This window comes from Micropruina sp., from assembly GCF_047606365.1.
Classification (GTDB): domain Bacteria; phylum Actinomycetota; class Actinomycetes; order Propionibacteriales; family Propionibacteriaceae; genus Micropruina.
On sequence record NZ_JASGEN010000036.1, the window covers coordinates 23,837 to 48,853 of the forward strand.

General features: G+C 67.8%; 26 protein-coding genes. 14 read left to right on the forward strand and 12 right to left on the reverse strand.

Translation table 11 applies throughout. The annotated features are described in order from the left end of the window. The first annotated feature begins 75 nt into the window (after positions 1-75). Positions 76-306, forward strand: a complete 231-nt coding sequence (locus tag QM624_RS04960) for a FitA-like ribbon-helix-helix domain-containing protein (RefSeq protein ID WP_415089348.1) — start codon at positions 76-78, stop codon at positions 304-306. Next, a complete protein-coding gene (locus QM624_RS04965) occupies positions 287-748 on the forward strand; it encodes a type II toxin-antitoxin system VapC family toxin (protein ID WP_415089350.1) in 462 nt (153 codons plus the stop codon). The genes QM624_RS04960 and QM624_RS04965 overlap by 20 nt, the downstream gene beginning before the upstream one ends. Before the next feature lie 215 nt (positions 749-963). Here the strand turns inward: QM624_RS04965 and QM624_RS04970 are convergent, their stop codons facing one another. Further along, positions 964-1,920, reverse strand: coding sequence for a LacI family DNA-binding transcriptional regulator (locus QM624_RS04970; protein WP_415089353.1), 957 nt, complete (start codon positions 1,918-1,920; stop codon positions 964-966). A 198-nt stretch (positions 1,921-2,118) separates the two neighbouring features. Here QM624_RS04970 and QM624_RS04975 point away from each other — a divergent pair, with 198 nt between their 5' ends. The 5 genes from QM624_RS04975 to QM624_RS04995 all read left to right on the forward strand — a co-directional run bounded on the left by QM624_RS04975 (position 2,119) and on the right by QM624_RS04995 (position 7,224). Then, positions 2,119-2,937 carry an ABC transporter permease gene (locus QM624_RS04975; protein ID WP_415089355.1) on the forward strand — a complete coding sequence of 273 codons (819 nt, stop codon included), beginning with the start codon at positions 2,119-2,121 and terminating at the stop codon, positions 2,935-2,937. Next, a complete protein-coding gene (locus QM624_RS04980; protein WP_415089357.1) occupies positions 2,934-3,731 on the forward strand; it encodes an ABC transporter permease in 798 nt (265 codons plus the stop codon). Before QM624_RS04975 ends, QM624_RS04980 begins: the two co-directional genes overlap by 4 nt. Continuing rightward, entirely contained in the window at positions 3,728-4,735 is a 1,008-nt protein-coding gene (locus QM624_RS04985) for an ABC transporter ATP-binding protein (RefSeq protein ID WP_415089360.1), read from the forward strand. The genes QM624_RS04980 and QM624_RS04985 overlap by 4 nt, the downstream gene beginning before the upstream one ends. Before the next feature lie 46 nt (positions 4,736-4,781). Continuing rightward, on the forward strand, positions 4,782-5,855 hold the full coding sequence (locus tag QM624_RS04990) for an extracellular solute-binding protein (RefSeq protein ID WP_415089362.1): 1,074 nt from the start codon (positions 4,782-4,784) through the stop codon (positions 5,853-5,855). Between the two features lie 265 nt (positions 5,856-6,120). Then, complete coding sequence (locus QM624_RS04995; protein ID WP_415089364.1) at positions 6,121-7,224, forward strand: adenosine deaminase family protein; 1,104 nt, start codon at positions 6,121-6,123, stop codon at positions 7,222-7,224. Positions 7,225-7,676: 452 nt separating this feature from the next. Here QM624_RS04995 and QM624_RS05000 read toward each other — a convergent pair whose 3' ends face one another. Then, positions 7,677-8,333 (reverse strand): GNAT family N-acetyltransferase, encoded by a 657-nt coding sequence (locus tag QM624_RS05000; protein ID WP_415089366.1) that lies wholly within the window; start codon positions 8,331-8,333, stop codon positions 7,677-7,679. Between the two features lie 9 nt (positions 8,334-8,342). Next, the gene (locus QM624_RS05005) at positions 8,343-8,825 is read right to left on the reverse strand and encodes a YqhA family protein (RefSeq protein WP_415089368.1); all 483 of its coding nucleotides are present in this window, start codon (positions 8,823-8,825) and stop codon (positions 8,343-8,345) included. 58 nt (positions 8,826-8,883) lie between these two features. Between QM624_RS05005 and QM624_RS05010 the strand changes: the two genes are divergently transcribed. Both QM624_RS05010 and QM624_RS05015 read left to right on the forward strand, forming a co-directional pair. Beyond that, positions 8,884-9,441, forward strand: a complete 558-nt coding sequence (locus QM624_RS05010; RefSeq protein ID WP_415089370.1) for a pyridoxamine 5'-phosphate oxidase family protein — start codon at positions 8,884-8,886, stop codon at positions 9,439-9,441. Then, on the forward strand, positions 9,425-9,973 hold the full coding sequence (locus QM624_RS05015) for a YbaK/EbsC family protein (RefSeq protein WP_415089372.1): 549 nt from the start codon (positions 9,425-9,427) through the stop codon (positions 9,971-9,973). Before QM624_RS05010 ends, QM624_RS05015 begins: the two co-directional genes overlap by 17 nt. Positions 9,974-10,098: 125 nt before the next feature. Here the strand turns inward: QM624_RS05015 and QM624_RS05020 are convergent, their stop codons facing one another. The 6 genes from QM624_RS05020 to QM624_RS05045 form a co-directional block, all read right to left on the reverse strand. Next, positions 10,099-10,524: a leucine zipper domain-containing protein gene (locus tag QM624_RS05020; protein ID WP_415089427.1), complete on the reverse strand. Its 426-nt coding sequence runs from the start codon at positions 10,522-10,524 to the stop codon at positions 10,099-10,101. Positions 10,525-10,581: 57 nt separating this feature from the next. Beyond that, the gene (locus QM624_RS05025; protein ID WP_415089374.1) at positions 10,582-11,394 is read right to left on the reverse strand and encodes a MerR family transcriptional regulator; all 813 of its coding nucleotides are present in this window, start codon (positions 11,392-11,394) and stop codon (positions 10,582-10,584) included. Then, positions 11,378-11,914, reverse strand: a complete 537-nt coding sequence (locus QM624_RS05030) for a VOC family protein (RefSeq protein ID WP_415089376.1) — start codon at positions 11,912-11,914, stop codon at positions 11,378-11,380. Before QM624_RS05030 ends, QM624_RS05025 begins: the two co-directional genes overlap by 17 nt. A 93-nt stretch (positions 11,915-12,007) precedes the next feature. Beyond that, positions 12,008-13,060 (reverse strand): threonine aldolase family protein, encoded by a 1,053-nt coding sequence (locus QM624_RS05035; RefSeq protein ID WP_415089378.1) that lies wholly within the window; start codon positions 13,058-13,060, stop codon positions 12,008-12,010. A gap of 414 nt (positions 13,061-13,474) precedes the next feature. Next, positions 13,475-14,047 carry an SDR family NAD(P)-dependent oxidoreductase gene (locus tag QM624_RS05040; RefSeq protein ID WP_415089380.1) on the reverse strand — a complete coding sequence of 191 codons (573 nt, stop codon included), beginning with the start codon at positions 14,045-14,047 and terminating at the stop codon, positions 13,475-13,477. Next, the gene (locus QM624_RS05045) at positions 14,047-15,423 is read right to left on the reverse strand and encodes a DUF6421 family protein (RefSeq protein WP_415089382.1); all 1,377 of its coding nucleotides are present in this window, start codon (positions 15,421-15,423) and stop codon (positions 14,047-14,049) included. The genes QM624_RS05040 and QM624_RS05045 overlap by 1 nt, the downstream gene beginning before the upstream one ends. 312 nt (positions 15,424-15,735) lie before the next feature. On the opposite strand from QM624_RS05045, the gene QM624_RS05050 reads away from it, so the two are divergent. The 4 genes from QM624_RS05050 to ppgK all read left to right on the forward strand — a co-directional run bounded on the left by QM624_RS05050 (position 15,736) and on the right by ppgK (position 19,852). After that, positions 15,736-16,269 (forward strand): peptidase, encoded by a 534-nt coding sequence (locus QM624_RS05050; RefSeq protein WP_415089384.1) that lies wholly within the window; start codon positions 15,736-15,738, stop codon positions 16,267-16,269. Positions 16,270-16,310: 41 nt separating this feature from the next. Continuing rightward, positions 16,311-17,507, forward strand: coding sequence for an ROK family transcriptional regulator (locus QM624_RS05055; protein ID WP_415089386.1), 1,197 nt, complete (start codon positions 16,311-16,313; stop codon positions 17,505-17,507). 159 nt (positions 17,508-17,666) lie between these two features. Then, the gene (locus QM624_RS05060) at positions 17,667-19,091 is read left to right on the forward strand and encodes a sugar porter family MFS transporter (protein WP_415089388.1); all 1,425 of its coding nucleotides are present in this window, start codon (positions 17,667-17,669) and stop codon (positions 19,089-19,091) included. A gap of 26 nt (positions 19,092-19,117) precedes the next feature. Further along, the gene (gene ppgK / locus QM624_RS05065; RefSeq protein ID WP_415089391.1) at positions 19,118-19,852 is read left to right on the forward strand and encodes a polyphosphate--glucose phosphotransferase; all 735 of its coding nucleotides are present in this window, start codon (positions 19,118-19,120) and stop codon (positions 19,850-19,852) included. Positions 19,853-19,898: 46 nt separating this feature from the next. On the opposite strand, the gene QM624_RS05070 is transcribed toward ppgK, so the two are convergent. The 3 genes from QM624_RS05070 to QM624_RS05080 form a co-directional block, all read right to left on the reverse strand. Further along, complete coding sequence (locus tag QM624_RS05070) at positions 19,899-20,885, reverse strand: aldose epimerase family protein (protein WP_415089393.1); 987 nt, start codon at positions 20,883-20,885, stop codon at positions 19,899-19,901. 10 nt (positions 20,886-20,895) lie between these two features. Continuing rightward, positions 20,896-21,723, reverse strand: coding sequence for a type II CAAX prenyl endopeptidase Rce1 family protein (locus QM624_RS05075; RefSeq protein ID WP_415089395.1), 828 nt, complete (start codon positions 21,721-21,723; stop codon positions 20,896-20,898). Between the two features lie 105 nt (positions 21,724-21,828). After that, positions 21,829-22,287, reverse strand: coding sequence for a YdeI/OmpD-associated family protein (locus tag QM624_RS05080; protein WP_415089397.1), 459 nt, complete (start codon positions 22,285-22,287; stop codon positions 21,829-21,831). A gap of 70 nt (positions 22,288-22,357) precedes the next feature. Here QM624_RS05080 and QM624_RS05085 point away from each other — a divergent pair, with 70 nt between their 5' ends. Next, complete coding sequence (locus QM624_RS05085; RefSeq protein ID WP_415089399.1) at positions 22,358-24,898, forward strand: ATP-dependent DNA ligase; 2,541 nt, start codon at positions 22,358-22,360, stop codon at positions 24,896-24,898. Positions 24,899-25,017 lie beyond the last annotated feature (119 nt).

Here is a 25,017-nt window from a genome sequence, read left to right on the forward strand (position 1 = left end):
GGTGGCAGTGCGCCATCAGGTCGGTTCAGAATCAAGGAATCCGATGATGTTAGCATGAGTGCTAACATTGCTGGCATGCCTGCCCTCCATATCCGCGACGTCTCGGACGAGACGGTGGCTGCGCTACGCCGGCGAGCAGCGCGGCAAGGACATTCGATGCAGCAGGAACTGCGGGAGGCGCTCGATCGCGCCGCCGGCGAGCCGGTGCCGGGTGCACGTCCGAAGCGGCTGAATCTTCGAACGGTGGACACCGGTCACACCGAGGGTTTCGACCGAGCCGATTTCTATGACGACGACGCCCGCTGACCCGGCGGCGCTGGTCGTCGTCGACACCAACATCCTGCTGGCCGCGACAGACCGGGCCAGGTCAGCCCATCGAGCGGCGACGAGATTCCTCAACGAGGACGAACGGCGTCTGGCTCTCACGCCGCAGATCGTCCGCGAGTACCTCGCCGTGGCTACCCGTCCCGTTGATGTCAACGGCTTGGGCCTCGCCGTGCCGGACGCCCTCGCCAACCTGGACATGTTCCTCGAAGACATGCAACTCCTCGCGGAGGACGCCGCAACCACGGCCACGCTGGTGGACTTGATCGGACGCGGCTTGGCCGAGGGTAAGCAGGTGCGCGATGCCAATGTCGTTGCCGTGGCACTCGCCCATCGCGCGGACGCCATCGTTACCGACAACGCCCGGCACTTCGCCCGGTTCGCCAACCGGATCGCGGTGGAGAATCTGACGGACGCCTCCTGACGAAGGATCCTGCCGATCCCCTGGGAGCTGTTGCGCCCGTTGGCAGAGCTTGTCAGACCCTCATTCGGAGCCGCATCCGTCATCCCGGGCTTGCCCCGGGATCTCCGTCACCTGATCCGGCCAGTAGGAGATCCCGGCGTTCGCCGGGATGACGAGTCTTCGGCTGCCTCGGCCCTCGTGATTTCGACAAGCTCAATCAGCGACCGGGAACCTGCTCAGTCGAGGGGCAGGGTGACCTGCATCGGGAGGCGCATGGTGCGTACGGGTGTCTCGCCCGCGGCGTCCAGTTCCTCGATCAGCAGGTCCATGGCGGCGGTGCCGAGTTCGCTGCCGTCCACGTCGATGGTCGGCGTCCGGGTGTCGCCGATCGCGGTGCTGATGACGCTCTCGGTGGTCACCACCAGGTCGTCGGGAAGGACGCCTCGCGCTCGCAGGGCGAATACCAGACCCAGCCCGATCTGGCTGGCGTAGGGGATCACCGCGCTCGCTCCGGCGGCCAGGACGTCGTCCGCGGCCGCAGCGCCGGCGGCGAAAGTGGGTGGCATCGGGCCGAGCACGACCAACTCTGCGCGCCCCGTCGTCCGCTCGGCGATGGCGCGGGTGCGTTGGGCGTCCTGCCAGGAGCCCGCCGGCCCACCGAGATACACCAGGGTGCGGTGGCCGCCGTCGAGCAGATGCCTGGCCAGATTGCCGAAGCCGTTCGCCGCGTCGGCGCTCACCGAACGGACGCCGGCGACCTCGCGATCGACCAGCACGACAGGGCGGGTGCGGCAGATCTGGCGGACGTGATCGTCCGGCCCGAGCGGAGCGGCGAGGATCAATCCGTCCACTTGGCGGGCCAGCCGTTCCAAATCGCGGACATCCTCGTGGGTTTGCAGTGGGTTCGCCGCGATGGTGAGTTGCCTTTGCCGGGTGGCTGCCCGCCGCTGGGCGCCCACCACGATCGGCGTGAAGAAGTGATTGTCGAGATCGGGGACGACGATCGCGATCACCCCGGTGCGGCCGGTGACCAGACCGCTGGCCGCTCGGTTGACCGCGAAATTCAGCTCATCGGCCGCCTCACGGACACGTGCGACGGTGGCCGGCGCCACCAGATCAGGACGGCTGAGAGCTCGGGAAACAGTTGCCTTGGAGACGCCCACACGGGCGGCGACGTCGGACAGGGTGGCCACGGCATCTCCCTCCCGCGGTGGCCCTGCGACCACGATTCGAACCGATTGTCTGCGAGATGACCACCCGCTGCCGCGAGGTTGTTTTCTCGATCGTTACCCAAGACGGTACCGGTACGGGCGTGGATGGGATAGCTTTCCTGCGACCAATGCAAACGATTGCAGGCCGATCCGCTTCCTGGATCGCCAGGAGGGAGCGCGATGAGAAGTCGTGCCGGTCTGCTCCTGGTTCCCGGACTCATCGTTCTCGTGGTCGGCCTGATCGTGCCCGCGATCAGCATGCTCTTCTTCCCACGCCGTTCCGGACCGGGCGAGGTGCTCGCCGCTTTCGGGAGCTTCTTCAGCGATCCGTTCATGATGAGCATCCTGTGGCGCACCGTCTGGATCGGGTTGGTCGTGACCGGCCTGTGCGTGGTGATCGGCTTCCCGATCGCCTACATGCTGGCCCGCAGCGGCTCGCGCTGGGTGGGCATGTGGCTGGCGCTGGCGATCTTCCCGCTGCTGCTCAGCAACGTGGTGCGTACCTTCGGCTGGCTGGTCGTGCTCGGCTCCCAAGGTGTGCTGGGCCGGGTGCTGATGGCGCTGCACCTGGTCGAGAAGCCGCCGCAGTTGCTGGCCAGTGAGTTCGCCATCGTGCTCGGCCTGATCCAGCTCTTCCTGCCACTGGCCATCATCTCCAGCTACTCGGCGATCGCCCAGGTGGACGCCACCCTCGACGAAGCGGCCCGCAGCCTGGGTGCCAGCCCGACCCGCACCTTCTGGAGCGTCGTCGTCCCGCTCTCGCTGCCCGGCGTGATCGTGGCCGCCACCCTGGTCTTCGCCGGCTCGGTGACCGCCTACACCACGCCCTTCCTGCTCGGCGGATCGAGCGACAAGATGCTCTCCACCCAGCTCTTCTACTACACCGACACCAACGTCGACTGGACGATGGCGGGCGCCGTCGCGCTGATGATGACGATCCTGGTGTTCGCGGTCGCGTCGCTCTCCAGCGCCACTGGCCGGCTCGGGAGGACGCAGTGAAGAACCGTCACCCGATCGCCCTGGTGCTGGCCGTCATCGGCTACACGATCATGATCGTGCCGATCTTCTTCGTGATCGCGATCTCGTTCAACGCCGGCGACACCCTCACCTTCCCACCGGACGCCGTCTCGCTGCGCTGGTTCGGCGCGGCACTGGCCCATGAGCGGTTCACCAGCGCGCTGCTGACCAGCCTGATCGTGGCGATCATCGCCACCTTCCTCGGCTTGGTGCTCGGCGTTCCGGCGGCGCTGGCGCTGGCCAGAAGCAACCTGCGGGCCAAGGGCGCGATCCAGAACATCTTCTTCTCGCCGCTGATCATTCCCGAACTGGTGCTGGGCGCCGCGCTCTACCAGCAGCTGGCGATCCCGCTGCGGCTGCAGAACTACCTGCCGGTGCTGATCCTGGGCCACACCATCCTGATGCTGCCCTACGCCGTCCGGGTGACCGGGGCGTCGCTGGCCAACATGGACGGCCAGGCCGAAGAGGCGGCGCGGATGCTCGGCGCCTCACCGGTGCGGGCCTTCTTCGACGTCACTCTGCCGATGCTGCGGCCCGGCATCTTCTCCGCCGCGCTGCTGTCGTTCATCACATCGTTCAACAACGTGCCGCTGTCGCTGCTTCTGACCAAGGGCAGCACCACCCTGCCGATCGAGATGCTTGACTATGTGTCGCAGGGCATCGACCCGATGATCGCCGCCATGTCCACCCTCGTCCTCGCCGGGACCGTCGTGATCGCGTTCATCGCGGAACGGACCGTCGGCTTCGCCCAGATCTTCGGAGGGATCAACAAATGAGCGTCCCCGCCGCCCAGTTCGTCAACGTCACCCAGACCTTCGGTGATGTGGTCGCCGTCGACGACATCTCGCTCGACATCGAGCGGGGCAAGCTGACCACCCTGCTCGGCCCGAGTGGTTGCGGCAAGACCACCTCGCTGCGCATGCTGGCCGGCTTCGGCAAACCCACGTCCGGGCAGATCTTCATCGAGGGCGAGGAATGCACCCGGGTGCCGCCCGAGAAGCGCGGCCTCGGCATGGTGTTCCAGCAGTACGCACTGTTCCCGCACATGACGGTGCGCGACAACGTCGGCTACGGCCTCAAGCTGCGCAAGGTGCCGACCGCCGAGCGCCGGCAGCGGGTCGACGAGGCGCTCGAGTTGGTCGGGCTGACGTCGCAGGCCGACAAGCGGCCGCGGCAGATGTCCGGCGGTCAGCAGCAGCGGGTGGCGCTGGCCCGGGCGATCGCGATCCGGCCCCGGCTGTTGTTGCTCGACGAGCCGCTGTCGGCGCTGGATGCCCGGCTGCGGGTCGAGATGCGCGCCGAACTGCGCCGCATCCAGGCCGAGACCGGGCTGTGCGTCGTCCTGGTCACCCACGATCAGGACGAGGCGCTGGAGCTCTCCGACCAGATGGTGGTGATGCGGGCCGGCAAGATCGAACAGGCCGGGACGCCGCAAGCGGTGTTCAGCGCGCCGGCCAGCCGGTTCGTCGCCGAATTCCTCGGCTACGAGAACTTCCTCACCCTGGCCGACGGGCAGCACGCCGCCGTACGTCCGGAACGGCTGGTGGTGGGCACCCCCGACGACACCCCGTCCGACGGAGCACTGCGGCTGGACGGCACGGTCGCCGATGTCGCCTACCGCGGCGTCGACCTGCTGGTCACCAGCGAAGTCACCGATCCGGCCGGCCAGCAGGTGCGACTGGTCGCCGACATCCGCGGCGCCACCGCCGGTGCCTTCGCCCCGGGCCAGCCCGTCCGGCTCAGCATCACCCACGACCATCTGATCGTGCTCGCCGCCTGAGCGCCGGGCCCCAGACCCAGGATTCACGTAAACCGAAAGGACAGACATGGCTCGATCGAAGCCCATGGTCATGATCGCCGCCGCGGTGGCAGCCGCCGGGCTGGCCTTCACCGGCTGCAGCAGCGCGGCGCCCGGTGGGGACGCCTCCACGGCCAAGACCCTCAAGATCAGCACCTTCAGCTTCGGCGTGGAGGGCTTCACCGAGGCCGTCGTCAAGCCGTTCGAAGCCAAGACCGGCATCAAGGTCGAGGTGGTCACCGGCAAGAACGCCGAGCGGCTCAACGAACTGAAGGCGACCGAGAACAGCGCCGGCGTCGACGTGATGCTGATCACCGACAACTTCGCCGCCCAGGGCCAGACCGACAAGCTGTTCGAGCAGATCGACGCCGCCAAGCTGCCCGCGCTGGCCGATGTGGCCGACTTCGCCAAGGGCACCGACCTCTACGGTCCGGCCACCACCTACCAGCTCAACGGCATCGTCTACGACACCCGCAAGGTGAACGCCAAGCAGGCGAAGTCGTGGGACCTGTTCGGCGAATCGTCGGTGGCCGGCAAGGTCGCCCTGCCCGACATCAGCGCCACCTCCGGCCAGCTGACCGTCTCGGGGCTGGGCACCACCTACGGCAGCGGTCCGTTCGACTACGACACCGCGATCTCGACGCTGGCCAAGTGGAAGCCGAGCGTGCTGAAGTTCTACGCCTCGACCACCGAGGTGTCGAACCTGATGACCCAGGGTGAGATCGTCGCCGCCGCCTCGATCAGCGGATTCGCCGCCGACCTGATCAGCAAGGACTCGAACTTCGCCTTCGCCGTGCCCGAGAAGGGTGCGTACCTGGCGACCAACCGGGCGATGATCCCGGTCGGCGCGCAGCACACCGACGCCGCCTACCAGTTCATCGACTACCTGCTCGGCGCCGACGCCCAGGCCGCGGCGCTGAAGGGCTACAACGATCTGCCGGTGAACACCAAGGTGACCGTGCCCGAGTCGATGACGAAGATGCTCGGCGGTGCGGTGCCCGATCCGACCAAGGCCGGCTACGGCACCATCGACGCCGTCAAGGCCGCGTCCGAGTTCAGCACGCTGGCCGACCGGTTCGCCCGCGAGGTCACCGGCAACTGATCGTCGCCGGTCGCGCTTGTCGTGACCGCCCCGACGGGGCCGCGCCGGACGACTTCCGGTGCGGCCCCCTCGGTCATCCCGGCCCGGCCTCCGTCCCGGCCCGCCTCCGTCCCGGCCCGCCTCCGTCATCCCGGCCCGCCTCCGTCATCCCGGCGAACGCCGGGATCTCGCCCCGAACCGCACCTCTAAGAAGTGCTGATCGACTAGCGACCAACGAGGCTCAGCGCTTCCCCAACGACCAGTACGTCCCCACCAAGGAGCGTCCATGACTCTCGACGCCGGCATCATCGCCCGGCTGCCCAAGGTCGACCTGCACTGCCACCTGATCGGGACCGTGCGGGCGTCCACCTTCGCCGAGTTGGCCCGCCGCGAGCGTCTCGACCTGCCCGACACCCCCGAGCGGATCTACGCCGACTGCAACTCGCTGCCGCCCGACCCCGACCTGTACCGGGACACCCGCATCCCGGTGCCGCAGGGCCGTTCGGCCGACGAGCCCGAGGTCTCCTACTCGCTGTTCCAGCTCTCCGGCTGGGTGACCGAGGCGCTGCGTGACACCGACGACCTGACCCGGATCGTCTACGAGGCTTTCGCCGACGCACACACCCTGAGTGCGACCCGGCACCTGGAAGTGTCCATCGACGAGCCGCAGGGGCGGCTGGCCCGGATCGGTTACCCGGCGCTGGTCGAGGCCTACGCCGAGGGAATCCGGATGGCCGAGCGCGAGTTCGGCATGTCCGGACGGCTGATCGCCGCCATCGACCGCAGCCGCACCGGCGAGCAAGCGCTGGCCTGGGTGCGCACCGTGGTCTCCCACCCGCACGACTACCTGGCCGGGATCGGCCTGGACAACCTGGAAACCGTCGGCCCGCCGGAACGCTTCGCGGACGCCTACCGGCTGGCCGGCGAAGCAGGCCTCGGACGGACGGCGCACTCCTCCGAGCATGTACCGGGCGCCGTCAACACGATCACCTGCCTCGACCTGCTCGGCTGCGACCGGATCGACCACGGCTATTTCGTGCTGCAGGACGACGCGGTGGTGGCTCGGCTGCGCGCTGAGCAGACCCCGATGACGGTCATCTCGACCACGTCGCGGCGCTCCTGGCGACCATGGCGGCGGGCCTCCATCGCCGCGATGCTGGACGCCGGGCTCAACGTGATCGCGGCGTCCGACGACCCCGGCATGTTCCCCACCACCCTCGCGGCCGAATACGGCATCCTCGCCGACGATCTCGGTGTGGCCTACCCTCGGCTACGGCAGATGGCCCTCGCCGGCGTCGACGCCTGCTGGCTGCCGGCATCCGAGAAAGCGGCGCTGCGCGCCCGGTTTGAGCGCGAGCTAGCAGTGCTGGACGCCGAGTTAGCTCGCTGATTTTCGCCGTTGGTCGAGCTTGTCGGCCACCGCTGGTCGAGCTTGTCGAGACCTTGTTTTCCGTGGTCGGGTTCTTGGTGGTTGCGTCAGGGTCCGCGGAGTGGGCTGCACCCCGTCCCGCCCGTGCGCAGCTCGCCCTACTTCTGCTTTTGTTTTTCAGTCCCTGGCAGGGGGCTCGCGCGCTTTACGCCCGACCTACCCGGACGGGGTGCAGCCCACTCCGCTTTGAAGTTGCGTCTCTGCCGGACTCACCCCCCGCTGGTCGAGCTTGTCGAGACCCTGCACCACCCCGCTGGTCGAGTTGGTCGAGACCCTGCACCACCCCAGCTGGTCGAGCTTGGTCGAGACCCCGCCGGGACGACCGTTGGTCGAGACCGTGCCAGCCACCGTTGGCCGAGCTTGTCGAGACCTCTGTACGCACGAGTTGTTTCGACAAGCTCAACCAGCGGGGATCACTCCAGTCCGATCAGTTTGCGGACGGGTTCTGCTCCGGTGACGGTCAGTTCCGGCCCGCGGACGAGGGCGTCCGGGGTGAGCAGGTACTCATTCGAACTCACCCAGGTTTCGTTCCTGGGTACCCGCTGGACGCCGTTGGGACGGTAGCCGACCTTCTGACTGACCTGGTTCGATGCCGGGTTGTCGTCGAACGCCGACGAGGTGATCTGCTCGAAATCTAGGTGGTCGAACAGGAAGGCGCACAGCGTCTGGCGCATCAGGGTGCCGATGCCGCGTCCCTGGAAGCGGCGGCCCAGCCAGGAACCGGTCTCGCCGGTGCGGGTGGCCAGGAAGTCCCGGGTCGACACGCCCTGGGTGCCGACCAACTCGCCTTCGTAGCGAACGGCCAGATCCAGGTCCCACGCGCCGGGGGTGAAGCGCGACCGGACGCTCCAGTGATGTTGCAGGTAGTGCAGGTGGAATCGCTCCGCCGGGGTGCGCGTCCACGGGTGCAGGAACGGCATCTCGTCGTCGCCGTGGATGCCCTCCGCCGCCAGGTTGGCCAGCGCCATCAGGGTGTCGTCGTCCATTCCGGCCGACTCGATGGGGCCGGCGACGATCCGTAGACCGAGCACGGGGTAGGCCTCGGCGAGGCTGCGGCGTCCGATGGTCATGGTTGATCCTCAGTGTTTCGCGCGCAGGAACAGCGAGAGTGCGGCGGTCACCGCGGCGATGCCGCCGCCGAGGTAGAGCAGGTTCAGGGCGTTGTCGCCATGCAGGGCGCGGCCCAGGAAGAAGACGCCCAGCACCACCACGACCACGCCGATCAGCTGGCTCTTCAGGTCGTCGAGCGAGTCGAACACCAGCCACTCCGGCAGCCCGGGGATCTCGTCGATGAACAACTCGTAGAGCCCGATCGCGATGATGAAAAGCACCACGGCAAGCAGGAACACGTCGGCGATCTCGACGAAGGCGATCACGAAGTCCTTGGCTTCGGCATGACCGTCGAAGGCGCTGACGACCGTCTGGTAGACCTCGATCGCCCCGACGATCGTCAGGGTGACGGCACCGAGCAACATGCCCAGCGCCGGCACCAACACGATGAAGCGGGTGAGCGAGACACTGTGCCGGCCACGGCCCTTCCTGGGCGATCTGCTCTCGGTCATGGCACCTCCGGGGTCTGGGATGGTCCGACGCTATCGGCTGGCGAGCGGACAATGAACCATGGCCCAGCGCTACCCGCAGATCACCGACCGCATTCGGCGGTTCATCGAGGCACAGCACATGTTCTTCGTGGCGTCCGCGGCCCGGACGGGGCGGGTGAACGTGTCGCCCAAGGGGCTCGACACGCTGCGCATCCTGGACGCGAACAAGGTGGCGTGGCTGAACCTCACCGGTTCGGGCAATGAGACCGCCGCACACATCCTGGATGTGCCGCGGATGACGCTGATGTTCTGTGCGTTCGAGGGCAATCCGTGGATCGTCCGGCTGTTCGGCACGCCGACCATGGTGCAGCCGGGAGAAGACGGCTGGGACGAGTTGGTCGGACTGTTCCCGCCGCAGCGCGGCTCGCGGCAGGTGTTCGTGCTGGACATCGACCTGGTGCTGACCTCGTGCGGTTTCGGTGTCCCGCTGTACAGCTTCGAAGGCGACCGGGACGTGCTGGACTCGTGGGCGGCGAAGAAGGGCGACGACGGGCTGCTGGTGTACCAGCGGGAGAAGAACGCCGAATCGCTGGACGGCTTCCCGACCGGGCTGGTGCAGGATGGGCAGCATGTCTGACGTCTTCGGCACCCTCGACGCGGTCCCTGCCGCCAGCCGTCCGGATCTGTTGGCCGCGCCGGTCCTGGCCGCCATCGGGCTGATCCCCGAGGCGCTGGTCGCAGCCATCGATCCGGCCTATGCGGACACCGAGAATCTGTGCTCCCACTACGGGGTTCCGATGGACGCCTCGGCCAACGCGGTGATCGTGCGCGGCACCCGGGCCGGCGTCGACTCACACGCTTGCTGCATGACCCTGGCACACCGCCGGGTGGACGTGAACAACGTCGTCCGGCGCCGGCTGAACGCCCGCAAAGCCTCCTTCGCGCCGATGGATTTCGCGGTCGAGGCGACCGGCATGGAGTACGGCGGGATCAACCCGGTCGGCCTGCCCGAAGGCTGGCCAATCTGGGTGGACGGCGCCGTCGCCGACCGGGACTGGGTGTGCATCGGTTCCGGCGTGCGGCATTCCAAGCTGTTCATTCCGGTCGCCGGCCTGCTCGGCCTCCCCGGTGCCGAGCGGGTGGACGATCTCGCCCGCGACGTCGGTTGAACTTGGCTCACCGAGCAGGAGATCCCGGATCAAGTCCGGGATGGATGGTGGGTCCCGTCTTCGCCATCCCGGCGAACGCCGGGATCTTAGCTCGGAGCCCATGGAGGTGCGCGCTCAAGACCCGACTAGGTGTAGTCGGCCATCAGGTTGGGGCAGCCAGCTGATCGGGGGTTTGCCGCCGGGCGCCGAGTGACGTCGAGTCTGGTTGAAGTGTTCGATCCACCGGCGGAGGGCTGTGGTGGGCTCGTCGTTGTTGGCGGAGGCCTGCCGGTGGGATCTCGTCCTGTCCAAGGCGTTTCGCGACGGCGACGATCCAGCACGGCCGCTTCGAGCTCTGGCGGAGCCTGTCGTCGCGGTGAGTGGTGAGGGTGTGACGATCGGTCGACCAGCCCGGCGTCGCCTTCGATTTCGTAGCGGTCGAGCCGGCGCTTCACGCAGCGGCGAGAAACTCCCAATGCTGCGGCGATGTGGGATTGCTTCCAGCCCGAACGGAAGCGATCGACGATCAGCTGCCTTCCGCGTGGGGTCCGACGAGCGCTTGCGTGAGTCAGAGAGAGTCTCCGGAACGAGAGACGTCGGTCCCTGCGCGCGCCCGTAACCCGCGACTCCTATTGCCAGGCGGCGGTATCGGGGTCGATGCCGCGGGCGCGCGCGCTCGCGTCGATAATGCGTCGCAACCACGAGGCGAGCCCGGGGCGGACTCCCTCGTAATGCGCGGTGTATGCGGGATCAACTTCATACATGCGGCCGAGGACGACCTGCATTTGCCGGGTGATCGGGAAGTAGGCGGAGAATGCCTCGCGATGCTGTTCCACGAGAGAATCCGCGGCTGGGCTGCCGGGTTCGACACCGGTGTCCATGGCGTCGGCCAGGGCCTGATCAAGCGCCGCCGCAGTATCAGCGATAGCCTGCCAGTCGTCCGCGGTGCGTGACGCGGAGCGTTCGGCGTATTGCCTCCACTCGGGCGTATCGCCGTAGCGTTGCCGCGCCTCAGCCGGCCACTGCGGATTCCATCCGGGCCCGAACATGGCGGTCTGCTCCTCGGCAGTCATGAGCAGCCCGTGCTCGTGCGCGTCGACCATCCGGGCCAGGTCATCGCCGAGCGCATTGAGATGCTCGATCCGTGCCGCAAGCTGGCCCTGCTGGGCGCGCAGCGCAGTGACAATAGCCGCACTCGGATCGTCGAGGACGCTCCGAATGGAATCCAGGTCGAGCCCCAGTTCGCGGTAGACCACGATGCGCCGCAATCGCTCGAGGTCGCCTTCGGCATAGAGCCGGTACCCGCCAGCTGACCGCGACGACGGCCTAGCGAGGGCGATCTCATCCCAGTGATGTAGCGTCCGGACCGTCACGCCTAGGCGCGCCGAGGCCTGACCAACGGTCAGGTCTACGGCGTCGTTTTCGTCAAACACGCGCTCCATTCTTCCCGCCATTGGCGTCCGGCACGGTGATGCCGATTGCTTCGAGGTTCCTGGCGGCCTGGCTGGCCGGGTCGAAAGGCTTCGCGGCGGTGAAGACGATTCGTACCTTCTCCGGCGTGATCACCTCGACGTCGCGGGTGCCCCAGGGTGTGTCCCGTGGCTCGCCGACCATGCCGGCGTCGTGGGCTCGGCATGCGTCCACGAGGACCTCGATTTGGTTCAAGACGCATGCGAAGCTGAAGCTCACAGTCGGCACCTGATCCGGAGTCGATGCGGTCGGGACCAGCAGGAGGTCCTGGAAGGCCCACCGGCGCAGGTGGACGAGCTGGCCTGGCACGCTGAACAGCTCGAAGAAGTCCAAGCCGCGGGTCCAGAAGTCGACGGAGGCGACCAAATCCGTTGTCGGGATTGTCACGAACGACGGCATCCCGTAGATCCCACGGAAGGGCTCCGGTGCGACCGCGTCAGGCCCAGGAGCGGGGACCGGGCTCACCTCAAAGGCGTTGTAGTAGTTGCTCATGGACTCCACGTTCGGCCCTCACGCGACGTGAGGGTCAAATCGGGGATCCCTGGGACAACCTGTTGGCCCGGTAACTATGGGGAGGTTTACCGCTCAGGCGAGTCGGGTGCAGGCGTCCCGGATCAGGGCGGCGAAGGCGTCCACGTCGGTCTCGGTGGTGTCGAAGGAACACATCCAGCGGACCTCGCGGACGGCCTCGTCCCAGTCGTAGAAGAAGAACTCCGAGCGGACGGCGTCCGCGACCCCTTCGGGCAGCCGGACGAAGACACCGTTGGCCTGGGTCGGCTGGGCGAACTCGACGCCCGGAATGTCCGCCACGGCGGCCCGCAGCCGGGCGGCCATCGCGTTGGAGTGGGTGGCGCTGCGCAACCACAGATCACCCTCGTACAGGGCGATCAGCTGAGCCGACACGAACCGCATCTTGCTGGCCAGTTGCATATGCGTCTTGCGTAGGTAGGTGAGGCCGGTGCAGGCGTCCGGGTTGAGCACGACGATCGCCTCGGCGCCGAGCGCGCCGTTCTTGGTGCCGCCCAGGCTGAGCACATCGACGCCGGCGTCGGTGGTGAAGTCGGCGAACGGAACACCGAGCGCGGCGGCGGCGTTGGCCAGCCTGGAGCCGTCCATGTGCACGGTCATGCCGAGGCGGTGCGCATGATCGGTGATCGCCCGGATCTCGTCGGGTGTGTAGAGGGTGCCCAACTCGGTGGACTGGGTGATCGAGACCGCCAGCGGTTGCGCGCGGTGCTCGTCGCCGAAGCCGCGGGCCTCGACGTCGATCAACTCAGGGGTCAGCTTCCCGTCGGGAGTCGGGACCGGGTACAGCTTCAGCCCGGCCACCTTCTCGGGGGCGCCGCCCTCGTCGACGTTGATGTGTGCGGTCTGGGCACAAACCACCGCACCCCAGCGGGGCAGCATCGACAGCAGCGCGGTGACATTGGCGCCGGTGCCGTTGAACACCGGGAACGCCTCGACCTGCTCGCCGAAGTGCCCGCGGAGCACCTCGGTCAGTTTCGCGGTGTAGGCGTCGCTGCCGTAGGCGGTCTGGTGTCCGCCGTTGGCTTCGGCGATGGCGTCCAGCACCTCGGGGTGGACGCCGGAATAGTTGTCGCTAGCGAAGCCCCGGCGGGCGGGATCGTGGAGTTGCACCTGGTCATCCTTCCATGTCGGTGCGGGCGGCCCGGTTGTCGCCGCCTGAACGGTGGGGGTACCTGGGATCAGTCTGAAATCGACCCCAGAGTGGTGGGTGAGAGGCGGCTTGCGCGTGCTGCCCAAGCGGGGAACATGCAGGCGGCCTGCTCACTCTGGGGTCGATTTCAGACTGATCGCGGGTAACCCCGTGTGGGATGGGTCTCGACAAGCTCGACCAACGGGTGGTTGAGCTTGTCGAAACCACTTGAGGGGGTCTGGACAGGCTGGGCCGGCGGTGGCCAGCCCTTCATCGGCAACTCGTCATCCCGGCGAACGCCGGGATCTCGGCTGGGGAGCCAGGTTTCGGGGGCGAGCCCGGGATGACGAACACGAAAGCGCCGCCCGTGGCTGACTTGGCTCGTGTGCCGGCCGTTAGTCGAACAGACTCGCCAGCCGCTGGCCGAGTTCACTCACATGGGTTTGCCGGCTGAAGTCCTTGTCGGGGGACTTTTCGACGTCACGATCCGAGTACAGCGCCATCACCCGCTCGATGTGCACCGTGCCGGGGCTGTCCTTCAGGGCATGGCCGACGGCGAGCAGCCAGGTCTCGGCGGCCGCCTTGGCTGCCAGATAGTTGGCGTTGCCGGCGGTCGGCTTGGCCACTCCGGTCTGCGAGACGATCGCGAACTTTCCGGCCGGCGACGCGGCGATGGCGTCGACGAAGGCGCGGGTGGTGTTGCGCAGCGTGCCGACGATCATGGTCTGTAGCCAGTCCCAGTCCTCATCGGACTGCCCGGCGAGGCCACCGCCGCCGCGCCAGCCGCCGACCAGGTGGATCACCCCGTCGACCGGGCCCAGCCGCGAGGCCAGATCCTGCACGGCGGCGAAGTCGCGCAGGTCGCACTCGTCGGGGCCGATCTCGATCACCTGATGACCGTGCTCGCGCAGTGCGGACGCTGTGGCGTCGCCGGCGGGGCTGCCCGCGCCGGCGATCACCACCCGCATCAGTCCGCCGTCCCGGTGATGCCCGAGGTGGAGGCGATGACGTCGCGCATCTTCTTCTCGAAGGCCTCGTAGAACATGCTCAGCGGGAACTCGTCGTCCATCACCTTGTCGGTCAGCTCACGCGGCAGCCCGGTCAGCGGCAGGTCGCCGGCCTTCCACGCCGACGCCGGGTGCGGCTCGACCGTGCCCGACACCAACTCGTAGGCGGCCAGCCAGTGGCTGATCTTGGGCCGGTCGATGGAGCGCCAGTAGAGATGCTCGATGGCGGCACCGAGTTCGTTGACGCAGTCGGGCACCCGTTCCCACTCGAAAGCCAGCTGGGTGTCGGTCCAGTGCAACACGCGGTGCTGATGCAGCCAGGCGAACAGTAGCTGCCCACCCAGCCCGTCGTAGTTGCGGACACGGTTGCCGGTGATCGCGAACCGGAAGATCCGGTCGAAGATCACGCAGTACTGCACCAGCCGGGCGTGATGGGCGAGTTCGAGATCCTCAGCGGTCGGCTCGGCGAGGGCGGCGATCCGGCGGTCGATGGCGACGGACTCGCGGAAGGCGGTCAGGTCGCAGCGCAACTCCTCCAGCGAGTAGAGGAAGAACGGCATCCGCTGCTTGATCATGAACGGGTCGAACGGCAGGTCGCCCCGCATGTGGGTCCGGTCGTGGATCAGGTCCCACATCACGAAGGTCTCTTCGGTCAGGTGCTGATCGTCGAGCAGTTCGGCGGCTTCGGCAGGCAGGTCGAGCTTGGTGACGTCGACCGCTGCGCGCACCACCCGGCGGAACCGGGCGGCCTCGCGGTCGGCGAAGATCGCGCCCCAGGTGAAGGTGGGAATCTGTCGCATCGCCACTGTCTCGGGGAACAACACCGCCGAGTTGGTGTCGTAGCCGGCGGTGAAATCGAGGAAGCGGATCGGTACGAACAGCTTGTTGCTGTAGTCACCGGCCTCCAGTTCGGCGACGAAGTCGGGCCAGATCACCTGGACCAGGACGGCCTCGACCAGGCGGTTGCGGGAGCCGTTCTGGGTGTACATCGGGAACACCACCAGGTGGGTGAGCCCGTCGATTCGATGCTGCTGCGGCTGGAACTGGATCAGTGAGTCATAGAAGTCGGGCTCGCCGAAGCCGTTGTCGGCCCAGCGCCGGAAGTCGTCCTGGACGGCGTCCAGGTACGCGGCGTCATGCGGGAACTGAGGGGCGAGCGCGGCGATGCCCTCGATCAGCTCGCTGACAAGGGCACGCGCTCGCTCGTGGTGGGCGGCGTCCTCAATGGATCCGTTGGCCGCCTGCAGAGGCTGGAGGTCGGTGGCGGCGGTCTTGATCCGCAGCCACGCCGGGTGCCGGGTGAGTTCCGACACAGGAACTTGGGTGACGGTGGTCATAAGGGATTCTCACATGATGGACGGTGAAGCCGCCAGTATCTGTCCACGAGGCGCAGATTCAACGGCGTTCCAGCAGCTCGACCGCCAAACGGCAAGAAATTTTACGGTGGATTCCGGAGCGTCTTGGCTCACACCCGGTATCAACCGGTACCGACGATCACTCCTGAGCTCAGTAGCAGGTTGCCCGGTGGGTCAGGTGGACGCCGGCCGAGTTGGCACTCAAGGGGTCTTGTCTGCCAGCGCGACTGTGTTCCACCATGGCGCCATTAGCGGAACCCATTAGGGGAAACGGTGCGCGAACAGGAGGTTGACATGCTGGAGAACGACAACGTCTCGGTCGAGGTGTCACCCATGCAGGCGCATGGCCTGCTCAGCGGATTCCTGGTCTCGGGGCGGTGGCCGGCGAGCACGGTGGAATGGGCCCGCTTCCTGTTGCTCGCCGTCCAGATGGCCGGCGTGCCGGGGCTGCTGGAGACCAGCACCGTCTTCCGGGTTCGCGAGGAATTGCCGGAGGCGCCGGTGCCAGGTGCGGTCGGTCTGGTTCTCGCCGAGGGTCCGGTGCTCGGCGAACGCGCTGTGGCGCCCGGCCAGTTCGCCGAGCATCAGCCGCCGGGGCTGATCGTGTTGCATCCGCCGCACGAGATCCGGCCCTCGCTGCCCGAGCAGGACGAGGTGGCCGCCGGCTGTGTGCTGTTGCCGGGAATTCCGCATCTGGGCCTGGAGCATCGCGCCGCCTGGGTGGAGGCCGACCGCCGCGGCAACATCGCCCGGATGGTCAGCCGGGCCGGCTTCGACCCGAGGGAGGACGCCGACACGGCAGTGCTGGCGATGTTCCTGGCTGCTTGATGGGGCCTCGCGAACCTCGCCGGTGGCGTAACATCCCTCGCGTGCAGGAGGCGCCACGTTCCGGACCTGGCTCGCCCCGCTCGTTGCGGCAGGCGAACCGGAAGCGGGTGCTCGCCGCGCTCGCCGACGGCGAGGTGCTGTCCCAGGCCGACCTGGCCCGGGCGACCGGGCTGGCCGCGTCCACCGTCTCTGCGCTGGTCCGCGAACTTGCCGATGCCGGTGACGTCCTGTTCGAACGCCGGGGCTCGGGCCGGAGTAGCCAGCTGATCCGGCTGTCCACGCCGCCGGGGCTGGTGGTCGGCCTCGATCACGGACGCCGGCATCTGGCGGCGGCGGTCGCCGGTATGGACGGCGAGATCCTCGCCGATGCCCGGATGCGGATCTCCGACGAGTTGCCCGCCACGGAATCGATGGTCGAACTGAGTGCCCTGCTCGATCGGGTGCTCGCGGCGGCCGGCAGGTCGCGCGCCGAGGTGCACCGCGGCGCGCTCGCCCTACCCGCTCCGGTGGACATCAGTTCGGGACGGCTGGGTTCGACGGAGATCCTGCCGCGCTGGGGCGGGATCGAGCCTGCCGCCCTGGCGCAGGACGTCCTCGGTTTTCCGGTCAGCGTGCACAACGACACCAACGTCGGCGCGGTCGGTGAGGCGCGGCTGGGTGCGGGACGCGGCGTGAGTCACTTCGCCTACATCTGGGTGTCGGAAGGCCTGGGCGCCGGACTCATCCTGAACGACACCTTGTACGCGGGAATCAGTGGCATCGCCGGCGAGTTGGGGCACACGCTGCAGCGAGCGGAGACCGGGGCGCTGTGTCGCTGCGGCAACCGGGGCTGCCTGGAGACTGTGGTGTCCACCCCGGCCGTGCTGGCCCTGCTGGAGCCGCAGCTGGGTCGCCTGGCGAGCTTCGACGAGGTGCTCGAGCGGATCGCGTCAGGTGACCCGCTGTGCCGGCGGGTGCTGGCGCAGACCGGACGGCACATCGGCGTCGCGGTGACCAACCTGGTCAACCTGATCAACCCGCAACGGGTGATCGTCGGGGGCGAGTTGAGCAGCGCGGGCGAGGTGCTGCTCGAGCCGATCAGGCAGATGGTCAGCCAGTACGCCATCCCGAGTGCCGCGGAACGGGTCGAGATCGTCCTGTCCGAACTGGGCAAGCGTTCCGAAGTGCTGGGAGCGGCGAAGGTGGCGCTGACCGAGCATCGAGTGCAACGCATGAACGCCGAGTTTGTTGATGCGTAACTTTTAGTTCAACTCTTGACCATCTTGTGGGCTCAGGTGGACACTCCAATCATCAACCGCCGCACGTGCCCCCTGCGTGGCCGGGCGGCGTTCAAGTTCCGAACACATGGAGGTGTGGAGAATGCTTCAACTTGATGTGCCCTCGAGGAGAGTGGCGCAATGACGGAACAGACAAGCCCTGCGACGACACCGAAGGGTTCCGGGGTAGTCCGGATCGCCTCGGTGGCTGCATTGGGCGGCTTACTTTTCGGTTATGACTCGGCGGTGATCAACGGTGCTGTCAGCGCCATCGAGAAGCACTTCGAGGTGGCGCCCGGGCCGCTCGGGTTCGCGGTTGCAGCGGCCCTGATCGGTGCGGCGGCCGGTGCATTCACCGGCGGCCGAATCGCTGATCGAATCGGCCGGCTACGGGTGATGCAGATCGCAGCCGTGCTGTTCTTCATCTCAGCGATCGGCTGTGGCTTGTCGAACAGCCTGACGCTGTTCGTGATCTTCCGGGTCATCGGCGGCATCGCGGTGGGTATCGCTTCGGTGATCGCCCCGGCCTACATCGCGGAGATCTCGCCGCCGCACATTCGTGGCCGGCTGGGTTCGCTGCAGCAGTTGGCGATTGTGTCGGGCATCTTCGTGTCGCTGCTGGTCGACTACCTGCTGGCCGAAGCCGCGGGCGGCTCCTCGGGCATGTTGTGGATGGGTCTCGAGGCCTGGCGGTGGATGTTCATCATGATGTTCATCCCGGCGATCGCCTACGGCGGGTTGTCGCTGACCATTCCCGAATCGCCCCGGTTCCTGGTGGCCCAGGGCAACCCCGAGGCAGCACAGAAGATCCTGGCCAAGGTGCTCGGCGTGGGCGCCAACGAGACGGTGGAGAAGATCCAGGCCTCGTTGAGCAGCTCGCACAAGCCGTCGATGGCCGACCTGAAATCACCCAAGGGTGGTTGGTATCCGATCGTCTGGGTCGGTATCGGCTTGGCGATCTTCCAGCAGTTCGTCGGCATCAACGTGATCTTCTACTACTCCAACGTGCTGTGGGAGGCGGTCGGGTTCACCGAATCGAGCTCGTTCGTGATCACCGTGCTCACCTCGGTGACCAACATCGTCACCACGCTGATCGCGATCGCCGCGGTCGACCGGGCCGGTCGACGTCCGCTGCTGATCATTGGCTCGATCGGCATGACGGTGGCGCTCGGCGTGATGGCGTTCATCTTCGGTACCGCGCCGGTGGTCAATGGCGTGCCGCAGCTGGGTGCCATGGGTCCGGTGGCGTTGGCGGCTGCGAACGTGTTCGTGATCGCGTTCGGCATGTCGTGGGGTCCGGTGATGTGGATCATGCTCGGCGAGATGTTCCCCAACATGTACCGCGGCGCGGCGTTGTCGGTCGCCGGTTTCGCGCAATGGGTGGCGAACTGGATCGTGACCGTGACCTTCCCGACCCTGAAGGACATCTCGCTCGGCATGGCCTACGGCCTGTATGCGGCCTTCGCACTGCTGTCGCTGCTGTTCGTGCTCAGGTTCGTCAAAGAAACCAAGGGCGTCGCGCTCGAAGACATGGACGACGGCGGCTTCGTCCCCGGTGGCCACTGATGCCGTCGGACGGAGTAGGAGGAGAAGTGGGTACCGGATTCGGCATCGACATCGGCGGCACCGGCATCAAGGGTGCACCGGTCGACCTCGCACAGGGTGTGTTGGCGGGTGAGCGGGTACGGATTCCGACCCCGCAGCCGGCAACCGTGCCGGCTGTGCTCGACACCGTTGTCGCGGTGGTCGAGCAGGCCGGCTGGGACGGCCCGCTGGGCTGCACCTTCCCGGGCATAGTCCGGCACGGCGTGGTCGGCTCGGCGGCCAACGTCGACCACAGCTGGATCGGCACCGATCTGGCTGCCGAACTCAGCGGACGGCTCGGGCATCCGGTCACGGTGCTGAACGACGCCGACGCGGCCGGGATCGCCGAGATGCGGTTCGGTGCCGGACGCGGTGTCGCCGGTGTGGTGCTGATCGCCACGCTCGGCACCGGTATCGGCACCGCGCTGTTCGTCGACGGGAAGCTGGTGCCGAACACCGAGTTCGGTCACCTCGAGATCGACGGCTATGACGCGGAGAAGCGGGCGGCGTCGTCGGTGAAGACCAACGAGGGTTTGTCGTACAAGGCGTGGTCGACGCGGCTGCAGCGGTACTTCAGCCACGTCGAGGCACTGCTGTCACCCGACCTGATCATCGTCGGCGGCGGGATCAGTAAGAAGGCGGAGAAGTTCCTACCGCGGCTGGAGCTGCAGGCGCCGATCGTCCCGGCGCAACTGTTGAACCAGTCGGGCATCGTCGGCGCTGCGGTCAGCGCCATGGGGTAGCAGACACCCTCCCCAGTCACGAGGGGCTGAGTTGCGGATTCCGCGCTCAGCCCCTCGTCGTGCGGAAGCGCCAGACCGTGGTGGTGGTGTGCACCTGCCCGGGGCGCAGGATCGAATCGGGGAACTCGGGGTGGTTCGGCGCGTCCGGGAAGTTCTGGGTCTCCAGCGCGACCCCGGCCCGCGGCCCGTACGCCCCGGTCAGCCCGGGAACGCCGGCCATCCCGTCGGCGGTGAACACCTGGACGCCGGGCTGGTCGCTGGACACGTCGATGGCCAGATCGGACGCCGCCAGCGTCGCGTGCGGGCGCAGCGTGCCGGGCTCGCCGTCCACCACGAAACAGGTGTCCAGCGGTGCCACGTCGGCGATCCGTCGCGGCTCGCGCAGATCGGCGGCCAGCAGCCGTCCGGTCGGCACCAGAGTGTCGTCGACTTCCAGGAGCTGGTCGGCGTGCACGGTCAGCAGCAGGTCGTCGGCCGACCCGGAGGCTTCGCCGGCCGGGTTCAGGTAGGCGTGGTTGGTCAGGTTGATCGGTGTCGGCGCGGTGGAGGTGGCGGCGTACTCCATGCGAAGTTCGTCGTCGCTCAGCGTGTAGCGGACCCGGACCGACACCTCGCCCGGGAAGCCCTGATCGCCGTCCGGGCTGGTCAGCGCGAACTCGACGGTCCCCGGGGCCACGTCGCTGACGCCCCACAGCCGGCGGGCGAAGCCGTCCGGGCCGCCGTGCAGGGTGTTGCCGTTCTCGTTGCTGGCGAGCTGGTACTCGGTGCCGTCCAGGGTGAACCGGGCGCCGCCGATCCGGTTGGCGAACCGGCCGATGGTCAGTCCGAGGCCGAACATCGAATCGGCGTAGTCGGTGGCGTCCGGATGAGCCAGCACGACGTCGCGGCCGTCGACGATCACCCGGTGGACGGCGGCTCCGACGGTCAACAGGTCGACGACGATGTCGCCGGATTCGAGCCGGACGCGTTCGACGGTGCTGCCGTGGACGCTGCCGGAGTCGTGGCGGGTCGGCATTGCGGCGGTGGAACTCACGAGGTGCCTCTCAGATCAGGAAGATGGTCGGCCAGGACGGATTGTGCCCGTGAATGAGCACCAGGAACACCACCAGATCGAACAACAGGTGCACGGTGATCACATAGGCGAGGTTCTTGGTGAGCTGGAAGATCGCCCCCTGGACCAGGGCGAACGGAATGGTCAGCAACGGTCCCCATGCCTGATAACCGAGCTCCCACAGGAACGAAACGAACACCATCGCCTGCAACAGATTGGCCTGCCACAACGGGAAATGTCGCCGGTAGAGGGCGAAGACGGTACAGATGAAGAACAGCTCGTCCCAGATGCCGACCGCGTTCACCCCGACGAACAACCGGGCGATCTCGGCGGGCGCGTGCACGGCCGGCCAGTTGCGATAGACGCCGGTGCTCAGGAAGTACCAGGGCAGGATCAGATAGCCGGCGACGATCACCACGATCAGGTAGCTCCACTGGGCCCGGTTCCAGCGCCAGCCGCCCCACGGGAAGGTGACCGGGTCGCGGCGGAACACCCAGCGAACCAGCACGTAGGGCACCAGCAGCGCCCCGGACAGCACCAGCGTGAACCGGACCATTCCGGCATCGGACAGGTCGGCGGCCAGGTCGGACAGGCTGAGGATGGCGATGCCGGACGCCACCGCGGTCAGGTCGGGCAGCAGCCCGTCCGAACGGTTGGTGGCATCGCACCACCAGGCTCCGAGGAGGCCGAGCGCCAGCGCGGCGGTGCCGAGCAGGGGATCGCGAACCACCAGCAGGATCACCGCGGCGACGCCCAGAGCTGCGGCAGGGATCACCGCCGCCGTGGACCCCGGTGCGGCGGGACCAGGGGTGGGCGGCATGCTGCGAGTCTTCCATGCGTCTGCCAATCCGATGCTCGCCGAACTACTTGCCGCTCGCCGAATTCAGCGAGTCCCGAATAGTTCGGCGAGCGCGGAGGCCTGCGGTCAGGAGCGACGCTTGCCCTCACGCAGCAACCGCACCGACTCCTCGACGCGCCGTTGCCGCGTCTCGGCACGCTTGGCTTCGGACACCCAGACGGCGAATTCCTTGCGGGCGGTGAAGGGCAGCTTCTCGAAGAACGCGGACGCCGTGGCGTCCGTCGCCAGTGCGGCCGCGAGCTCGTCGGGGACGGTCACCTCGCGCGGAGCGTCGTCCACGGTGATCGTGGCCTCGAGCAGCTGACCGATCTCGACCGCGAGCGCGGCACGGGTGGCCTTGCTCATGCCGATCAGGTTCTCGCCACCCATCACCGCCAATCGGATCGCGGCCTCCCGCTCACCGACCCGGACGCGCACCGCGGCCCGCTTCCCGCCGCCCAGTTCGGCCACCTCGTCGTCGGTCAACACCAGGGCACCGGCCGGTCCGCGGGGCTCCAGCGTCCGGACGATTCGCAGTGTTCCCATGCGCTCACCCTGCCACGCCCCACCGCTCGGGGGTAGCGGTTGCCGGGACGGGTGCTGGGAGACTGGCCGCATGGCTCAGCCGGTGCAGCAGGTCGAGGTGGAAGGGCGCCTGATCAAGGTGACCAACCTCGACAAGGTGCTGTACCCGGAGACCGGCACCACCAAGGGCGAGGTGATCGCCTACTACCAGGCGGCCGCGCCGGTGTTCCTGTCGCATGCGCGGCGGCGTCCGGCGACCCGGAAACGATGGCCCAACGGCGTCGGCACGCCGCAGCACCCGCAGAGGCCGTTCTTCCACAAGAACATGGACGCCAAATCGACACCCGACTGGGTGCACACCTTCGTCATCGAGCACAGCGAGGGGGACAACCTCTACCCGCTGATCGACGACGCGGCGACCCTGGTCTGGCTGGCTCAGCTGGCTGCCCTCGAACTCCATGTGCCGCAGTGGACGGTCCGTGACGACCGAGCCCAGCCACCCAACCGGCTGGTGATCGACCTCGACCCCGGCGAGGGTGCCGGCATCGAGCACTGCGTCGAGGTCGCGCATCTGCTGCACGAAGTGCTGGACGGGGTCGGCTTTCCGTCGGTGCCGGTGACCAGTGGCAGCAAGGGCATCCATCTCTACGCCGCCCTGGACGGCTCGATGTCGTCGCACGAGGCGTCCGACTGGGCCCGCGAGCTGGCCCGCTCGCTGGAGTCGATGCATCCGAACCTCGTAGTCAGCGACATGAAGAAGACGCTCCGCGCGGGCAAGGTGCTGCTGGACTGGAGTCAGAACAGCTCAGCGAAGACCACCATCGCGCCCTACTCGCTGCGTGGCCGGGCACGCCCGACGGTGGCGACGCCACGAACCTGGGACGAGTTGGACGCCGGCCTGCGGCAGCTGGAGTTTCCCGAGGTGCTGGAGCGGATCCAGAGCCTCGGTGACCCGATGGCGGTGCTGGATGCCCCGTCGGTCGAGCTTGTCGAGACCCTTCTCGACCAGGTTTCGACAAGCTCAACCAGCGCGGAGTCGTCGCGCTCAACCGACGAAACTGCTCCCGACCGCTTGGCCACCTACCGCTCGATGCGCGACGCGAACCGGACGCCCGAGCCGGTGCCGGAGGCGCCCCCGCAGCCCGGCGATGCCGGCAACTCCTTCGTCATCCAGGAGCATCACGCCCGCCGGCTGCACTACGACTTCCGGCTGGAGCGCGACGGGGTGCTGGTGTCCTGGGCAGTTCCGAAGGGTCCGCCGACCGATCCGGCGGTCAATCATCTGGCGGTGCAGACCGAGGACCATCCGCTGGAGTACGGCAGCTTCGAGGGCGACATTCCGCGCGGCGAGTACGGCGGCGGCCACGTCCGGATCTGGGATGCCGGCACCTTCGAACTGGAGAAGTGGCGCGACGGCAAGGAGGTCATCGCCACCCTCACCGGACGCCCCGACGGCGGCCTGGGCGGGGTGCCGAGGCGGTTCGCCCTGCTGCACACCCGGATGGGCGGCGAGGAGAAGAACTGGCTGATTCATCTGATGGCGCCGGCCGGGGAGAGTGCGGCGGTGGTTGAGCCCGGCGAAGAGGGAGAGGGTGCGGTCTCGACAAGCTCGACCAGCGGTGGCGAAGGGGTTTCGACAAGCTCGACCAACGGTGTGGGCGGGGTCTCGACAAGCTCGACCAGCGGAGGCGCGAGTGAGCTGCCGGCGCTCGCGCCGATGCTCGCCATCCCGGGGACGCCGTCCGATGTCCGTGAGGACGGCTGGGTGTTCGAGGTCAAATGGGACGGCTACCGCGCGGTGGCGGCGGCCTCCGGCGGACGGGTCAGTTTCACCAGCCGGCGCGGCCTCGACCTCACCGCCGAGTTCCCGGAGCTCGCCGAACTGGGCAGGCTGCTCGCCGGGCATGACGCGGTGGTCGACGGCGAGGTGGTGCTGCTCGACGAGGCCGGCCGATCCAGTTTCGAACGGCTGCAGAACCGCGCCGAACACCGCGGCGAGGCGCACTACCTGGCCTTCGACCTGTTGCATCTCGACGGGCAATCCCTGCTGCGCCGTCCCTACACCGAGCGGCGGCGGATGCTGGAGGACCTGCTCGACGGCGGCAGCACGCGCATCCAGCTCAGCACCCAGCTGGGTACCGACGCCGAGGAAGCCTTGGCGATCACCGCCGAACTCGGCCTCGAAGGCGTCGTCGCCAAGCGCGCCGACAGCGTCTACCAGCCCGGACGCCGCGGCCACACCTGGGTGAAGATCAAGCACATCCTCACCCAGGAAGTGGTCATCATCGGCTGGCTGCCCGGTGAGAACGCCCGGGCCCGCACCTTCGGCGCGCTGCTGATGGCGGTGCCGGGCCGCGACGGGCTGACCTACGTCGGCCGGGTCGGCTCGGGCTTCAGCGACAAGGACCTGCAGGACACCGCCGTGGTGCTCGCCGAGATCGAGACACCCAGCACGCCGGTCGACGACGTCCCGGCGCTCGAGCGCAAGACCGCGCACTGGGTGGAGCCGGTGCTGGTCGGCGAGGTGAGCTACGGGGTCTGGACCCAGGCCGGACGCCTCCGCATGCCGGTGTGGCGCGGATGGCGTCCGGACAAGACCCCGGACGACGTCACCCTGCCCGACGACGACTGATCAACGCCCTCGTCATCGCGGGCTTGACCCGGGATCTCTACCGGCGAGATCGGCTGTGGAGATCCCGGCGTCCGCCGGGATGACGAAGGCCGACCCGCGTCGAAAGGGTCTCGACAAGC

Bases quoted from the DNA above. Each gene is read 5' to 3' on its own strand.
- QM624_RS05030 (WP_415089376.1), bottom strand. From the start codon at position 11,914: ATGAGCAACTACTACAACGCCTTTGAGGTGAGCCCGGTCCCCGCTCCT.
- QM624_RS05075 (WP_415089395.1), bottom strand. From the start codon at position 21,723: ATGCCGCCCACCCCTGGTCCCGCCGCACCGGGGTCCACGGCGGCGGTG.
- QM624_RS05050 (WP_415089384.1), top strand. From the start codon at position 15,736: ATGCTGGAGAACGACAACGTCTCGGTCGAGGTGTCACCCATGCAGGCG.
- QM624_RS05025 (WP_415089374.1), bottom strand. From the start codon at position 11,394: ATGGAGCGCGTGTTTGACGAAAACGACGCCGTAGACCTGACCGTTGGT.
- QM624_RS05045 (WP_415089382.1), bottom strand. From the start codon at position 15,423: ATGACCACCGTCACCCAAGTTCCTGTGTCGGAACTCACCCGGCACCCG.
- QM624_RS04960 (WP_415089348.1), top strand. From the start codon at position 76: ATGCCTGCCCTCCATATCCGCGACGTCTCGGACGAGACGGTGGCTGCG.
- QM624_RS05040 (WP_415089380.1), bottom strand. From the start codon at position 14,047: ATGCGGGTGGTGATCGCCGGCGCGGGCAGCCCCGCCGGCGACGCCACA.
- QM624_RS04995 (WP_415089364.1), top strand. From the start codon at position 6,121: ATGACTCTCGACGCCGGCATCATCGCCCGGCTGCCCAAGGTCGACCTG.
- QM624_RS05015 (WP_415089372.1), top strand. From the start codon at position 9,425: ATGGGCAGCATGTCTGACGTCTTCGGCACCCTCGACGCGGTCCCTGCC.
- QM624_RS05010 (WP_415089370.1), top strand. From the start codon at position 8,884: ATGGCCCAGCGCTACCCGCAGATCACCGACCGCATTCGGCGGTTCATC.
- QM624_RS04990 (WP_415089362.1), top strand. From the start codon at position 4,782: ATGGCTCGATCGAAGCCCATGGTCATGATCGCCGCCGCGGTGGCAGCC.
- QM624_RS04965 (WP_415089350.1), top strand. From the start codon at position 287: ATGACGACGACGCCCGCTGACCCGGCGGCGCTGGTCGTCGTCGACACC.
- QM624_RS04985 (WP_415089360.1), top strand. From the start codon at position 3,728: ATGAGCGTCCCCGCCGCCCAGTTCGTCAACGTCACCCAGACCTTCGGT.
- QM624_RS05085 (WP_415089399.1), top strand. From the start codon at position 22,358: ATGGCTCAGCCGGTGCAGCAGGTCGAGGTGGAAGGGCGCCTGATCAAG.
- QM624_RS05080 (WP_415089397.1), bottom strand. From the start codon at position 22,287: ATGGGAACACTGCGAATCGTCCGGACGCTGGAGCCCCGCGGACCGGCC.
- QM624_RS05005 (WP_415089368.1), bottom strand. From the start codon at position 8,825: ATGACCGAGAGCAGATCGCCCAGGAAGGGCCGTGGCCGGCACAGTGTC.
- QM624_RS05060 (WP_415089388.1), top strand. From the start codon at position 17,667: ATGACGGAACAGACAAGCCCTGCGACGACACCGAAGGGTTCCGGGGTA.
- QM624_RS04975 (WP_415089355.1), top strand. From the start codon at position 2,119: ATGAGAAGTCGTGCCGGTCTGCTCCTGGTTCCCGGACTCATCGTTCTC.
- QM624_RS05000 (WP_415089366.1), bottom strand. From the start codon at position 8,333: ATGACCATCGGACGCCGCAGCCTCGCCGAGGCCTACCCCGTGCTCGGT.